General features: G+C 48.7%; 14 protein-coding genes. 8 read left to right on the top strand and 6 right to left on the bottom strand.

All coding sequences use genetic code 11. The features are described 5' to 3' along the window. Positions 1 to 105 precede the first annotated feature (105 nt). Together hemQ and ABIC15_RS12420 are read left to right on the top strand one after the other, a co-directional pair. Complete coding sequence (hemQ, locus tag ABIC15_RS12425) at positions 106 to 882, top strand: hydrogen peroxide-dependent heme synthase (RefSeq protein ID WP_012369128.1); 777 nt, start codon at positions 106 to 108, stop codon at positions 880 to 882. Between the two features lie 93 nt (positions 883 to 975). Beyond that, a complete protein-coding gene (locus ABIC15_RS12420) occupies positions 976 to 1,125 on the top strand; it encodes a hypothetical protein (protein ID WP_012369127.1) in 150 nt (49 codons plus the stop codon). Positions 1,126 to 1,261: 136 nt separating this feature from the next. On the opposite strand, the gene ABIC15_RS12415 is transcribed toward ABIC15_RS12420, so the two are convergent. After that, positions 1,262 to 1,630, bottom strand: a complete 369-nt coding sequence (locus ABIC15_RS12415) for a DUF423 domain-containing protein (protein ID WP_012369126.1) — start codon at positions 1,628 to 1,630, stop codon at positions 1,262 to 1,264. Then, positions 1,627 to 2,238: a trimeric intracellular cation channel family protein gene (locus ABIC15_RS12410; RefSeq protein ID WP_012369125.1), complete on the bottom strand. Its 612-nt coding sequence runs from the start codon at positions 2,236 to 2,238 to the stop codon at positions 1,627 to 1,629. Before ABIC15_RS12410 ends, ABIC15_RS12415 begins: the two co-directional genes overlap by 4 nt. Positions 2,239 to 2,404: 166 nt before the next feature. On the opposite strand from ABIC15_RS12410, the gene ABIC15_RS12405 reads away from it, so the two are divergent. From ABIC15_RS12405 to ABIC15_RS12390, 4 genes are all read left to right on the top strand, one after another. Continuing rightward, positions 2,405 to 4,033: an ABC1 kinase family protein gene (locus ABIC15_RS12405; RefSeq protein ID WP_012369124.1), complete on the top strand. Its 1,629-nt coding sequence runs from the start codon at positions 2,405 to 2,407 to the stop codon at positions 4,031 to 4,033. A 136-nt stretch (positions 4,034 to 4,169) separates the two neighbouring features. After that, positions 4,170 to 5,021 carry a GRP family sugar transporter gene (locus tag ABIC15_RS12400; protein ID WP_290829520.1) on the top strand — a complete coding sequence of 284 codons (852 nt, stop codon included), beginning with the start codon at positions 4,170 to 4,172 and terminating at the stop codon, positions 5,019 to 5,021. A gap of 18 nt (positions 5,022 to 5,039) precedes the next feature. Next, a complete protein-coding gene (locus ABIC15_RS12395) occupies positions 5,040 to 5,825 on the top strand; it encodes a glucose 1-dehydrogenase (protein WP_354020848.1) in 786 nt (261 codons plus the stop codon). Between the two features lie 38 nt (positions 5,826 to 5,863). Continuing rightward, complete coding sequence (locus tag ABIC15_RS12390) at positions 5,864 to 6,835, top strand: cation diffusion facilitator family transporter (protein WP_214766649.1); 972 nt, start codon at positions 5,864 to 5,866, stop codon at positions 6,833 to 6,835. 99 nt (positions 6,836 to 6,934) lie between these two features. On the opposite strand, the gene ABIC15_RS12385 is transcribed toward ABIC15_RS12390, so the two are convergent. From ABIC15_RS12385 to ABIC15_RS12375, 3 genes are all read right to left on the bottom strand, one after another. Next, on the bottom strand, positions 6,935 to 7,675 hold the full coding sequence (locus tag ABIC15_RS12385) for a thermonuclease family protein (RefSeq protein ID WP_354020847.1): 741 nt from the start codon (positions 7,673 to 7,675) through the stop codon (positions 6,935 to 6,937). A 100-nt stretch (positions 7,676 to 7,775) separates the two neighbouring features. Continuing rightward, positions 7,776 to 8,426, bottom strand: a complete 651-nt coding sequence (locus ABIC15_RS12380; RefSeq protein ID WP_012369119.1) for an SDR family NAD(P)-dependent oxidoreductase — start codon at positions 8,424 to 8,426, stop codon at positions 7,776 to 7,778. A gap of 57 nt (positions 8,427 to 8,483) precedes the next feature. Beyond that, positions 8,484 to 8,750, bottom strand: a complete 267-nt coding sequence (locus tag ABIC15_RS12375; RefSeq protein ID WP_354020846.1) for a DUF5327 family protein — start codon at positions 8,748 to 8,750, stop codon at positions 8,484 to 8,486. Between the two features lie 55 nt (positions 8,751 to 8,805). On the opposite strand from ABIC15_RS12375, the gene ABIC15_RS12370 reads away from it, so the two are divergent. Next, the gene (locus ABIC15_RS12370) at positions 8,806 to 9,774 is read left to right on the top strand and encodes a Gfo/Idh/MocA family oxidoreductase (RefSeq protein ID WP_354020845.1); all 969 of its coding nucleotides are present in this window, start codon (positions 8,806 to 8,808) and stop codon (positions 9,772 to 9,774) included. Positions 9,775 to 9,808: 34 nt separating this feature from the next. After that, positions 9,809 to 11,467, top strand: coding sequence for a glycerol-3-phosphate dehydrogenase/oxidase (locus tag ABIC15_RS12365; protein WP_354020844.1), 1,659 nt, complete (start codon positions 9,809 to 9,811; stop codon positions 11,465 to 11,467). A 51-nt stretch (positions 11,468 to 11,518) separates the two neighbouring features. On the opposite strand, the gene bcaP is transcribed toward ABIC15_RS12365, so the two are convergent. Then, on the bottom strand, positions 11,519 to 12,952 hold the full coding sequence (gene bcaP / locus ABIC15_RS12360; RefSeq protein ID WP_354020843.1) for a branched-chain amino acid transporter BcaP: 1,434 nt from the start codon (positions 12,950 to 12,952) through the stop codon (positions 11,519 to 11,521). Positions 12,953 to 13,148 lie beyond the last annotated feature (196 nt).

Below are 13,148 nucleotides of genomic sequence, written 5' to 3'. Positions count from 1 at the left end.
TCCGCTCCAAAAACGAACCCGTTTTCTTACGGGGAAACCAAAAAGATATGGTAAGATTGAACATGGATTAACACGTTCACCATTACAGATTCAGGAGGTTTTCATATGCAACATCAATCATCCGAACCAACCGTTACGCAACAAGCCGCCGAAACACTCGATGGCTGGTATACATTCCATGACTTCCGCCGGATTGACTGGGCCCGTCTGAAACAGGTCGATGCTTCCGTCCGGACGAAGATGGTACAGGAGTTCCAGGCATTCTTGGGCGAACTCGCACAAGTAGAAGATCAAAAAGAAGGCAGTCATGCCCTCTATACGATCATCGGTCAAAAAGCGGATCTCGTTCTGATGGTTCTGCGTCCGACAATGGAAGAGATTCAGGACGTTGAAGTGAAGATGCAGAAGCTTGATCTATACGACTATCTGATTCCGACGTATTCCTATGTGTCTGTCGTCGAACTCGGTACATACCGCGGTTCAGGAGAAGGTAACCCGTATGAAAACCCGTACGTCCGCGACCGTCTCTATCCGATTCTGCCGAAATCGAAGCACATCTGCTTCTATCCGATGAGCAAGTCACGCCGCGACGGTGACAACTGGTACACGCTTTCGATGGAAAAACGAAAAGAACTCATGTACCGTCACGGAATGATCGGTCGGAGCTACGCCGGCAAGATTCAGCAAATCATCGGTGGATCAACCGGATTCGATGACTGGGAATGGGGCGTCACGCTGTTCGCCAATGATATTCTGCAGTTCAAGAAAATCGTTTATGAAATGCGTTTTGACGAAGTCAGTGCCAAATACGGTGAGTTTGGTGAGTTCTTTATCGGGAACCGCCTCGAAACAACAGATCTCGAAGCACATTTCGCACTTTAATCTGCTAAATCACGTTTCATAGGAAAACCCTACGGGAATATACTCTTTGCGGCCACAAAAACTGTCAGATTTGTACCTGAAGGAGGAATTACCATGGGGAATGCTATGAACCGATCAACACGATCGCGTGAATTGCAATTCGCTGTGCTTTCAAAAGAGCTAAAGCCAGTCGCGGAACGCGTACTGGACCGCTATGAGCAAGCATTATCGAAGCTAAATAAAACACAACCTGCCAAGCGCTGAAGCTATTGCTTTTGTCGCTCTATCGTACCGGTAAACAGATCAAAATCTGTTTACCGGTTTTTTTGCGAACAAAAAAATCTATCCGTTTCACGTTTCTCTGCTCGAGTCGCGTGAAGCGGATAGATTCTTATTGTCTTTACAGCCCTTTATAAGCCCCGATTGCAACAAAAATCCAGGCTGCGATGAACAGGACGCCACCGATCGGCGTCACAGCCCCAAGTTTCGTCACACCCGTCAGCGCCATCACGTACAGGCTGCCTGAGAAGAAAACGATTCCGGCAAGCATCAGCCAACCGGCCAATGAGAACTGAGAAATCGATACTTTCAATAACATCCCGCCGAGTGCGAGAATTCCGAGCGAGTGAACCATTTGATACAAGACACCCGTCTGCCAGTTCGCAAGCATCCGCTCTGATAACATATCTTTTAAGGCATGCGCACCGAACGCTCCCAGTGCCACGGCGAGCATCATCGATAATGCTCCGATCATGATGAAAATTTTCATTCCTTATCTCCCCCTAAACGTCGTGCTGGTAAATTCCATTCATAATAATAGGATAGCATACGTAAAATTGTGATCAGACCGAGTAATGTGAACAAATGGAGTGGATTCGTCAATTCGAACCGGTCAATCACAAGTGCCGCCATGACGGCCCACATCGCATAGATTTCTTTATGAAGGACAAGCGGTTTACGTCCGGCGAGTAGATCGCGGATGACGCCACCACCGACTCCTGTTAAAACAGCTGCCGAGATCGTTGCCGATAACGGCAGGCCTTTAGCGGAAGCCATCAACGCACCTTGAATCGCAAAGGCGGATAAACCGAGTGCATCAGCGAGCACCCCCCACCGCGTCCAGTGCGGTAAAAATAATTGCGGTAAAATGAAGATCAGCAACGCGACCAAAATCGCGATTAAAAACAGTCCGCCTTGCGACCAAAGCGCAGAAACCGGGACACCAATCAACAGGTTGCGGATGGCACCACCGCCGAAGGCCGTGATTAAAGCAAGCAGCCAAACGCCAAACAAATCATACTTTTCTTCCATCGCGACAATCGCGCCACTCATCGCAAACGCCACCGTGCCGATGATATTCAACAAGTCCCAGGACATACGCACATTTCACCTTTCCCATTAGAAATTCCAATACTTACTATACGCTCTTTTTCGATTCCGGCAAGCTTATTTTTTCTGTCACCGATTCGACCGTTTGCAAGTGTCGTTTTTAGGTAAAGTAACCTATACTGAAACAAACTGTACAGGAAGCGTAGGTGGAGGTATGAAACGTTGGGCGCTTTATCGGATTTTCATCATCGTAACGATGTTCGCTCGTTACATCTGGACGATTTATCGATTCACACGTAAGAACCGACCCGGTACGAATAATGAAGAATTTGAGCGCATCATGATTACGATTGCGCGTGACTATAAGAAAAAAGCCCTTCGTCTCGAAGGACTCCTCATTAAACTCGGTCAGTTCCTGTCGATTCGGGCCGACCTGTTTCCTCCATCCGTCTTAATGGAGCTGACGGAACTTGTCGATAAAGTCCCGTCCAGCAAACTCGGTGAATCCCGGAAAATCATCGAAGAGGACTGGGGAACAGCGATCGAAGATATCGTCGATGATATTTCCCCCCGACCGATTGCTTCTGCTTCGATCGGTGAAGTCTACAGCGCAACCCTGAAATCCAATGGACGCAAAGTAGCGATTAAAGTGCAACGGCCGAACATCGAACAAATTATCAAAACCGATTTCCGGGCGATGCGACTCGTCATTGCGATGCTCCGCCGGACGTCGCTCAATAAATCAACCGATTTACAGAGTCTGTACCGTCAAATGGTCTTCGTCATCGGAGATGAGCTGAACTATCGGACAGAATTAAAAAACGGTCTCTACTTCAAAAAAATGTACGAAACGAATCCGGTCATCTATATTCCAGATTACTTTGAAGAACATTGTACGAACCGTGTCCTTGTCATGGAATGGATTGAAGGGACACGCATCACGGATCTTGATTACTTAGCGGAACATAACATCGACCGCGATGAACTGGCCCGGAACCTGTTCCTGAATGCCGGGGAACAGTTATTGTTCGGCGGAAAATTCCATGCCGATCCCCATCCGGGTAATGTCCTTGTCCAAAGTGACGGCCGAATCGTCCTGCTCGACTTCGGGATGATCGGTGCGACGACGGCTGATGACATGCGCGCGATCCAGCGAATTCTGCAGTCGTTCGTGACGCTCGACTACGACGCCATCGTCGACGGTCTAGAAGATTTGCGCTTTTTACTGCCAAATGCCAACAAACAAAATATCCGGCAAGCGATTGAAAAAGCCGTTACCTTCTATCTTGAAAGTGACATGGAAAACATTGATACGAAGTTGATTGAAAAAGTATTATCCGATATTGAATTACTGGTTCGAAACGAACCGATCCAACTCCCGGCAGAGTTTGCCTTTTTCGGCCGGGCTGCCTCAACGATTCTCGGAATTCTGCAAATCTTATCACCTAAAATCAATTTGCTCGAACTTGCTAAACCGATGGTCCGAAGATGGCTCGATGAAGAAGGAAAAAATCAGAACCGCTACTTGCAAATCGCCGGTTCTTACGGGGCACGGCTGCTTGCCTTCCCCCGCCTCGTCAACGATGCCTTGAGCGAACCGACCCGGTGGCGACTGTTTGAACAACAGAAGTTTTCCCGCGTCGCTAACATGGAATCGCTGAAAATCCGTCAATGGACCAGCTCCCTCGTCGGAATCGTCAGCCTCCCGGTCAGTTACACCGGCTACTTCCTTGCTCATTATGATTTGATGGGCATTTCGCTCGCCATTGCCATCGTTGCTTTATGGAACGGTCGACGCATCGGACGGCAAATTGTCCGGATTGCCGACGAACCGTTTAAATAATTACTGAAACGTCCTTTTGAGAGGGCGTTTTTTTATTTTGAAATAATGTTTTTTTGTTTTTCTATGTTTTTCAGATCTGTTCCCGGGGTACAACTTCAAGTAGATAGAAAGAAATGTAGAAGAGGTGAAACACTTGATTGATATCTTAATTGCGCTCGTACCTGCCTTGATGTGGGGGAGTCTTCCATTGGTCGTCTCCAAAATCGGTGGTTCGACGGAACAACAAATTATCGGAACGACACTTGGAGCTTTAGCATTCGCCATCATTACGTTCTTTTTTGTCAGCCCTGAACTTTCGACGACAGCCTGGGTCGCCGGATTCTTCTCCGGTGCTTTTTGGGCCCTTGGCCAAATGAATCAGTTCGCAGCTTTTAAACAGATGGGTGTCTCAAAAACGATGCCGATTTCAACCGGGATGCAACTCGTCGGGACGTCTCTGTTCGGTGTTCTCGCTTTTGGCGAGTGGTCGAACCGGACTGCTTTGATTCTCGGTATCAGTGCACTTGTCTTAATCGTGGCCGGTGCCGCTTTCACTTCTTATAAAGAGGATAAAAGCAAACAGGATGAAAATATCGGAAAAGGCTTACTGTTACTCCTCATTTCGACAGTCGGTTATGTCGGCTATGTCGTCATCGCCCGCTGGTTCAACATCAACGGCTGGGAAGCTGTCTTGCCACAAGCCATCGGTATGGTCATCAGTGCCGTTCTATTGTCTTTACGTAAAGGAAACCTGTTCACGAAAAAAACAGCCGGCAACACGATCGGCGGTCTCATGTGGGCAGTCGGTAACATCGCCTTATTGTTTGCAACAGCTAAAGTCGGTGTTGCGACCAGCTTCTCGCTGTCACAAACCGGTGTCGTCATCTCGACAATCGGTGGTGTCGTCCTGCTGAAAGAAGCGAAAACAAAAAAAGAAATGACATTTGTCATCATCGGCTGTATTTTGGTCGTCGTCGGTGGCATCATGATTGGATTTACGAAGCAATAACAAGGAGGAGTTCATATTATGTATAACAGTCTCAAAGGTAAAGTCGCAATCGTCACCGGTGGATCAATGGGAATCGGTGAAGCCATCATCCGCCGCTATGCGGAAGAAGGCATGCGTGTCGTCATCAATTACCGGAGCCACCCGGAAGAAGCGAACAAAATCGCAGAAGATATCAAGCAAGCAGGCGGTGAAGCTCTTACCGTCCAAGGGGATGTCTCGAAAGAAGAGGACATGATCAATCTCGTTAAACAGGCGGTTGACCACTTCGGTCAGCTTGATGTTTTCGTCAATAATGCCGGCGTCGAAATGCCGTCACCTTCTCATGAAATGTCACTTGAAGATTGGCAAAAGGTTATCGACGTCAACTTGACCGGTGCCTTCCTCGGTGCCCGGGAAGCTCTTAAATACTTCGTTGAGCATAATGTCAAAGGGAATATCATTAATATGTCGAGCGTACACGAAATCATTCCATGGCCGACGTTTGTGCACTATGCTGCGAGCAAAGGCGGCGTCAAACTGATGACCCAAACACTTGCAATGGAATACGCACCAAAAGGCATTCGTATCAATGCGATTGGACCGGGCGCGATCAATACACCAATCAATGCCGAGAAGTTCGAGGATCCGAAACAACGTGCCGATGTCGAAAGCATGATTCCGATGGGGAATATCGGAAAACCGGAAGAAATTTCTGCAGTCGCCGCATGGCTTGCTTCCGATGAAGCAAGTTACGTGACAGGGATTACCTTGTTTGCGGACGGCGGCATGACACTTTATCCATCATTCCAAGCTGGACGCGGGTAACCCCGCGTTTCTGCTTCTCTTAAAAGGGAGGAACCTTCATGTCGAACTTTTTTACTCTGCTCAGGCGTGGGAATAAATCGGCTCTCGCTGCTGCCATCGTCAATACGGTTATCGCTCTTATCAAATTCGTCGCTTACATCTTGACGGGAAATATCGCCATGTTTGCAGAAATGATGCATACAATCGGTGACGCAGCCAACCAGTTTTTTGTTTATGTCGGATCGGCATTAAGTAAAAAAGCACCGACCAAGCGGTTCCCGAATGGATTCGGTCGACTCGTCAACCTTGTTTTACTGGCCGCCATCCTTGTGGTTGCCATTCTTGCTTACGAAACCATCCGTGAAGGTGTCCTGCACATCCTGCATGCTCCGGGTGAAAAAACCAGCGGCCTTTGGATCATCCTGACTGCACTCGGAATCGGTGTTGTGCTCGAAGTCGGTGTGTTCTACAAAGCAATGATTGAAATTGCCCATGAGACGGGATTAAAATCCCGTGGTCTGACGCTGGTCGGTCAAAGCTTCGCCAACTTATCGCAGGCAAAACCGGCGACACGACTCGTCTTCATGGAAGATTTAGTCGCGACGCTCGGTGGTGTCATCGCCATCATTGCCGTCCTGATTTCGCATTATACGTCGTTTTATCAGGCAGAAGGAATTGCTTCGATTTTGATCGGCTTGATGATGTTCTATGTCGTCTATAATGTCTTTATTCAAAATGCTGCCGGTGCGCTTGGTGAGATTGATGAAGTACTGACTGCAAAAATCGGAGAAATCCTGATGCGTGATCCGGACGTTCGTGATATCGAAAAACTTGAAGTCATCAAAGAAGGGGATCATTTCCACGTCGAGATTGAGATCGAAGTTGATCCCGGACTGACAATTGCTCAAGCAGATGATATTAAAGATCGTCTTGAACTACAGATCCGGATTCTCAAAGGAATCACGGATGTGACGATTTCCTTTGATGAAGATGATAAGATTCAACATTATCAGCCGCCTACACAACCGTAATGCACAAAGAAGCTGACTCAAAATTCAATCTCTACAAAGATAAGGAGGGCAGAATAATAATCTGCCCTCCTTATCTTTTTGGCGTCATCCTCTTTTCAGTCAGTTTGCCGCCCGGACGAATCCGGCTTCTTTTGCTTCCCGTTCACTGCAAAACATCTCTTCCGGGTTCACTTCATCATAGGAACGTCCCCCTCGGATATGATAGTTTTTCTTTCCTTGGCGGTTGATATTACCTTTGATGTCGGCGCAGTCTGTTGGCTCTGCCGGTGTTCCTTTCATGACCGAAGTATCGAATCCGCGGTCCGTCGCATATCCGTCTGTCTGCCAGATTCCTAACTTTTCCTCTTTTGCTTCGTCTTCGATTTCCTGAAATGTCTCGACGTACCGGGTGTCCGGTTCATAAATGTAGGCGACCCGTGCCAATCCTTTTCGCAATAATTCCTGATTGATCATCTTCCCGTCCGCCCAAACGTACGCCAGCAATCGACCATACCGGTCTGTTTTCGATTCATCGCGTTCGAGCAATACCTCACTGCCTGCCGGTAACGCTTCTTTTGTGAAGCGTGATGCTTCCGGACCATACGGTTGAACTGGCTTTTCCGGATTCACGGTTTCCGGTGTGTCGATCAATAAAAAGCGGACATCTTCCGTTTGACCATTCTTCAGCCGGACTTTCACCGTATCTCCGTCGATGACACGCTCGACGGTCGCTTCCGTCACTTTCGCTTCATCCGGTTGCGGGATGCCCGTCTGTGGATCATCCGGTTCTGAATCCAGTGCGCATCCGCTCAAAAATAGGATCGTCATTACTAAAAACAGTTGAGATAATATTCGTTTCATAAGTTGCCCCCTCTCATCGGATTCAAAAAGGCGCCGACATCAGGCGCGTCGACGCTTTCCAGTCTAAATCGTATCTCCTGTTACTTGTGCTGCTTCCCGATTACTTTGCTTCGAGGACCTTTTCGACATCCGTACGGTTCGTATACAGCGTATAAAAGGCTTCGGCAACATTTTTCGGATCCAGTGCCGTTCCGCGTTTAACTTCACCGGCAATCGTCACGGTCCCGACATAGACATTGTCGTCTTTCAACGTATCATGCAACATATGCGTCAGTTGACGGACACCGGCTTTCCCGATCGACAGACCCGGCAAAGATTTAATCGCATGTAGTGCTGCTCCGCCGCCTGTGATTAAGATGGCTCCGTCTTTTCGTGCCACCATATCCGGTGCGACGATTTGTGCAGCATGCAATGCTCCGAGAACATCAATTTCAAATTCTTTCGTAATCTGCTCTGCTGATACCTCAAGCACAGAAGCTTGGTGCAAGATCGACGCGTTATAAACGAGGACATCCACTTGTCCGTACTGTTCTTTCGTCCATTCCACGAGCGATTCGAGATCGGCACGGCGTGAAGCATCACATTCGACACCAACTGCTTCGATCCCTTGTTCTTTCAGCTCCGTGATGACGGCTGCCAGTGTTTCCTGTGTCCGAGCGGCACAGACGACTTGGAAACCTTCTTTACCGAACCGCTTACTGATTTCGGCTCCGTTTCCCGGACCGGCTCCGATGACGATGACTGTTTTCATATTCTGTTCCCCCTTATTTTTTCCTTTTACTCTATTCCCACATTTGATTTGATTTACTCAAAAATCAAGCAGCGAGGGCCCTTTTTCTTCTTTTTCCGGAGCGACTCCCATGAAGCGGGCCAACATCGGATCGACTTCGGCCGGTTTCGGTTGAGTGGTCGGCGTGATGACCGAAGGCTCCCTAACGCTTTGCGGTTGATCCAGCAATAATTCACAGTAGGCCTTCATCGCCGCGATTTGTTCGATTTGTCCCGTCCCGCTCGACTGCTCGATTTTTGACATCGTCTGCCGCATTTTTTCAATGACTTGTTGTTCTGTAATCATCTTGCTCACCTCATATGATAGATTGAATGTATTAACTGAAAAGGAAGTGTCCTCCATGATTCGTACTGCTCTAATCGGCTTTGGACTTGCCGGTGAACATCTGCACGCCCCGTATCTCACAGCACCTGATTATCAACTGGTTGCGGTTCAGTCCAGTCGTCCGGAGGCAGTCGCTACGCGTTATCCGGATGTGCCGGTCTATTCTTCGCTTGAAGAGTTGTTGGCTGCTGAAACGATTGAACTGGTCGTCATCGCGACACCGAACGCCGAACATTATCCCCTCGCCAAGACGGCACTTTCAGCCGGCTGTCATGTCCTCGTTGAGAAACCATTTACGGTCACGTTACTGGAGGCCGAACAGTTGACGGATCTTGCCCGTCAACAAAATCGATTACTGACAGTTTACCATAACCGCCGGTACACAAAAGACTTCCGGACATTGCTCGAACTGGTTCAAGCTGATGAACTGGGTGTCGTCCAGACCTTCGAGGCGCACTATGACCGCTATCGTCCGACCGTTCGGGCACGCTGGCGGGAACAGGACGTCCCGGGCGCCGGTCTGCTTTACGATTTAGGTTCCCATTTAATTGACCAGGCGTTGATGTTGTTCGGTGAACGACCGGATCGCGTCTTTTGTGATCAGACGATCCAACGTCCGGACGGTCCGGTCGAAGACTACACGCATCTGATTCTCGCTTTCGGAACGCGCCGCGCCATTCTGCATATCGGATCACTCGTTCCGTCACCCGGTCCTTCGCTCGCCGTCCACGGGACAAAAGCGAGTTATTTCGTCGACAGCGTCGATACGAAACGGTCGACTTATACGTGGGGAAGACCTGAACAGCCTTTGGAAGAACGCCCCTTCGTCGATTCCGGTTTTGCCGACTACTATCATGATTTGGCCCACGCCTTACGTCATGAGTCCCCTCTTGCCGTCACAACGGAACAAGCTCTGCTCGTCATGAAAATTATTGATTGTGCTCAAAAAAGTGTAAAAGAGGGTACATGGATAGAAGTAGATTAAAATAATCCATTTCAGACGAACAGGGGGAAAATGCATGTTTTCAAGCACGGAACGAACAGCATGGCTGGAAGAGATGGGACAGGAATTGCTTGATGTATTGGTCATTGGCGGTGGCATTACAGGTGCAGGGATTTTACTTGATGCCCAAAGCCGGGGTATGCGGACCGGGTTGATTGAGATGCAGGATTTCGCCGAAGGGACATCAAGCCGCTCGACGAAACTCGTGCACGGGGGCTTACGTTATTTGAAACAGTTTGAAATCAAGTTAGTCGCAGAAGTCGGGAAAGAACGGGCAATCGTGTATGAAAACGCGCCGCACGTCACGACACCGGAATGGATGATGTTACCGCTTGTCGAAGGCGGTACATTCGGCAGCTTTTCGACATCGATCGGTCTGCGGGTTTACGATCAACTGGCGGGTGTCCGGCGTCATGAACGACGGACGATGTTATCCAAAGAAGAAACACTCCGATATGAGCCACTGTTACGATCGGAACATCTCGTCGGAGGCGGACGGTATGTCGAATATAAAACGGACGATGCCCGACTAACGGTCGAAGTCTTAAAAGCTGCGGTCGGATACGGCGGACGTGCCGTGAACTATACGAAAGCTGAGTCTCTCGTCTACCATAACGGGAAAGTCGTCGGTGTCGAAGTACAGGACGTCTTAACCGGTAAGACCTATACGATCCGGGCGAAAAAAATCATCAATGCAACAGGTCCATGGGTCGATGAATTACGCGAAAAAGACGGTTCGAAATCCGGCAAATCGCTTCATCTGACGAAAGGAATTCATCTCGTCATCGATCAAGCCCACTTCCCGCTTCAACAGGCGGTTTACTTTGATGTTCCGGACGGCCGGATGATTTTTGCGATTCCCCGTGAAGGAAAAACGTACGTCGGTACGACGGATACGAATTATCAGGGGGATATTCTCGAACCGGGCGTAACGGAAGAGGATCGCGATTATATCCTCGATGCGACCAACAAGATGTTTAACGTCGATCTTCAGCCGCAACATGTCGAATCCACCTGGTCTGGTCTGCGTCCGTTGATTCACGAAGACGGCAAAGATCCGAGTGAACTGTCGCGTAAAGATGAAATCTTCGTCTCAAAATCCGGCTTGATGTCGATTGCCGGCGGAAAATTGACGGGGTACCGGAAGATGGCGGAACGAATCATCGATATGGTCGCCGATCAGTTCAAGGAGGAGGAGAACCGGATTTATCTCGCGTCCCGGACACACGATATTTTACTCGGCGGCGGTCATCCTGACGGCAGTAAAGGATTTGCCCGTTACTTGAAAGAACAGCAACCTAAAGGTGAAGCCCTCGGATTGTCTCCGAAGGAAGCGACATGGCTGATTCAACGTTACGGAACGGATGTCGAACGTGTCTTTGAATTAATTCGCTCGCGCGGCAGTGAAGCGGAGCGTTATCAGCTTCCCCTTCACTGGTTCGGAGGACTGTTATACGGAATGGAAGCAGAACTCGTCATGCAACCGGGTGATTTCTTGAATCGACGCGCCTCTGCCGTCTTCTTCGATTTCCCGAATGCAGAAAAATATGCCGACAGTGTTCTCGCTTTAATGCGAAGCGAACTTGGATGGTCGGCAGAAGAAGAAGCTAAAGCCAATGCCAGCATCCAACGTGAGTTCGATGCGGTTCGGATCAAGACGTCTCTACCATCTTAATTTCCTGCTTGTCACAACAAAAAATGCGACCCCTCACGGGATCGCATTTTTTTATTTTTCGTCCGAAGCTGCGAGTTCAGCAGCCGGCATGTTTCCTGGTTCGAGATTCGAGTTCTTCCGGGCAAAGGCGAAGTATAGAACAAGTCCGATCGCCAGCCAGATGAAGAAAGCAATCCATGTTTCGAGTTTCAAGTTGAACATTAAGAAGAGACAAGAAGCGATCGCTGCGATTGGCACATACGGCATTCCCGGGCATTTGAATGCACGTGGAAGATCCGGTTGTGTTTTACGAAGGATCAAGACTGCTACAGAGATCAGGACGAATGCTGCAAGTGTTCCCATGTTAACGAGGTTCGCGATGACATCAAGCGGAACGAGTCCTGCGACTGTCGCACTGCCAAGACCAATCATCCATGTTGCTTTGAACGGTGTTTTGTATTTGGGATGTACTTCCGAGAATACTTTCGGGAACATGCCGTCACGTGAGATGGCAAATGCTAAACGTACCATTCCGTATGTCATGACGAGGATAACCGTTGTGATTCCGAGGATGGCACCTAAATCGATGAATCCTGCAACCCAGTTTTGTCCTGCCATTTGAATCGCGAGTGAGACCGGGTGATCGACGCCCGCAAATTTTTGGTACGGGACGATTCCTGTCATGATCGCTGCAACGATGACGTAAAGGACTGTACAGACAGCAAGGGAACCGATGATACCGCGTGGCAAGTTCTTTTGCGGCTCACGTACTTCTTCTGCTGCCGATGTAACAGCATCAAAACCGATGTAAGCAAAGAAGACGATGGCTGCTCCGGAGAAGACGCCGCCCCATCCGAACGGAGTAAATGGTGCCCAGTTCGTCGGTTCAACATAGCCGACACCAACGACGATGAATAAGACAACGACTGCTAGTTTAATGATAACCATGATGTTGTTGACGCGTTTTGTTTCTTTAATCCCCATCGATAACAGGGCTGTAATGGCAAGTAAAATCAGGAAGGCCGGTAAGTTGAAGAACGTTTTTGCGCCTTCTACCGCGCCGGGAGCTGCTGAGAGTGCCGTAGGAAGATGAATACCGAATCCACCGAGTAAGGACTGGAAGTAACCCGACCACCCTGCCGCAACGGCACTCGAGGCGAGTCCATATTCCAAGATTAAGTTCCAACCGATGATCCATGCGAAAATTTCTCCCATCGTGGCATACGTATACGTGTAGACGGAACCACTGACCGGAATCGTCGAAGCGAATTCGGCATAAGCGAGTGCTGCTAACCCACAGGCAATGGCAGATAAAATGAATGAGACGATAAGACCAGGTCCTGCTGTCAATGCTCCTGTTCCGGTTAGGACGAAAATCCCTGTACCAATGATGGCGCCAATTCCTAAAAACGTTAAATCCATTGCGCCAAGATTTCGAGCAAGTCCACTGTTACGCTGACTCGCAGCAATCATAGCGGAAACATCTTTTTTCCGCGTCAAACTCATGATGATACTCCCCCTGTTGTGTGTTTAGTTCGAATTACAAAAAAGTTTTGCAATTACTTAATCCAAAATTTACGAATTTTTCAGATAAATTGATATAGGTCATTAGACCCATTTGTAGAATGCGTTTCGCTTACATGATTTTTTATTCATCAAAAAATCCCTTCGTATCCCAGTATGAACTGGTATTCAGAAGGAA

The organism is Exiguobacterium sp. PvP048, assembly GCF_040549175.1.
GTDB classification, from domain to species: domain Bacteria; phylum Bacillota; class Bacilli; order Exiguobacteriales; family Exiguobacteriaceae; genus Exiguobacterium_A; species Exiguobacterium_A artemiae.
This window is presented reverse-complemented; position numbering and strand designations above follow the sequence as displayed.

What these genes read in the sequence shown, in the direction of transcription:
- hemQ (WP_012369128.1), top strand. Translation starts at nt 106, where the DNA reads ATGCAACATCAATCATCCGAACCAACCGTTACGCAACAAGCCGCCGAA.
- ABIC15_RS12420 (WP_012369127.1), top strand. Translation starts at nt 976, where the DNA reads ATGGGGAATGCTATGAACCGATCAACACGATCGCGTGAATTGCAATTC.
- ABIC15_RS12415 (WP_012369126.1), bottom strand. Translation starts at nt 1,630, where the DNA reads ATGAAAATTTTCATCATGATCGGAGCATTATCGATGATGCTCGCCGTG.
- ABIC15_RS12410 (WP_012369125.1), bottom strand. Translation starts at nt 2,238, where the DNA reads ATGTCCTGGGACTTGTTGAATATCATCGGCACGGTGGCGTTTGCGATG.
- ABIC15_RS12405 (WP_012369124.1), top strand. Translation starts at nt 2,405, where the DNA reads ATGAAACGTTGGGCGCTTTATCGGATTTTCATCATCGTAACGATGTTC.
- ABIC15_RS12395 (WP_354020848.1), top strand. Translation starts at nt 5,040, where the DNA reads ATGTATAACAGTCTCAAAGGTAAAGTCGCAATCGTCACCGGTGGATCA.
- ABIC15_RS12390 (WP_214766649.1), top strand. Translation starts at nt 5,864, where the DNA reads ATGTCGAACTTTTTTACTCTGCTCAGGCGTGGGAATAAATCGGCTCTC.
- ABIC15_RS12385 (WP_354020847.1), bottom strand. Translation starts at nt 7,675, where the DNA reads ATGAAACGAATATTATCTCAACTGTTTTTAGTAATGACGATCCTATTT.
- ABIC15_RS12380 (WP_012369119.1), bottom strand. Translation starts at nt 8,426, where the DNA reads ATGAAAACAGTCATCGTCATCGGAGCCGGTCCGGGAAACGGAGCCGAA.
- ABIC15_RS12375 (WP_354020846.1), bottom strand. Translation starts at nt 8,750, where the DNA reads ATGATTACAGAACAACAAGTCATTGAAAAAATGCGGCAGACGATGTCA.
- ABIC15_RS12370 (WP_354020845.1), top strand. Translation starts at nt 8,806, where the DNA reads ATGATTCGTACTGCTCTAATCGGCTTTGGACTTGCCGGTGAACATCTG.
- ABIC15_RS12365 (WP_354020844.1), top strand. Translation starts at nt 9,809, where the DNA reads ATGTTTTCAAGCACGGAACGAACAGCATGGCTGGAAGAGATGGGACAG.
- bcaP (WP_354020843.1), bottom strand. Translation starts at nt 12,952, where the DNA reads ATGAGTTTGACGCGGAAAAAAGATGTTTCCGCTATGATTGCTGCGAGT.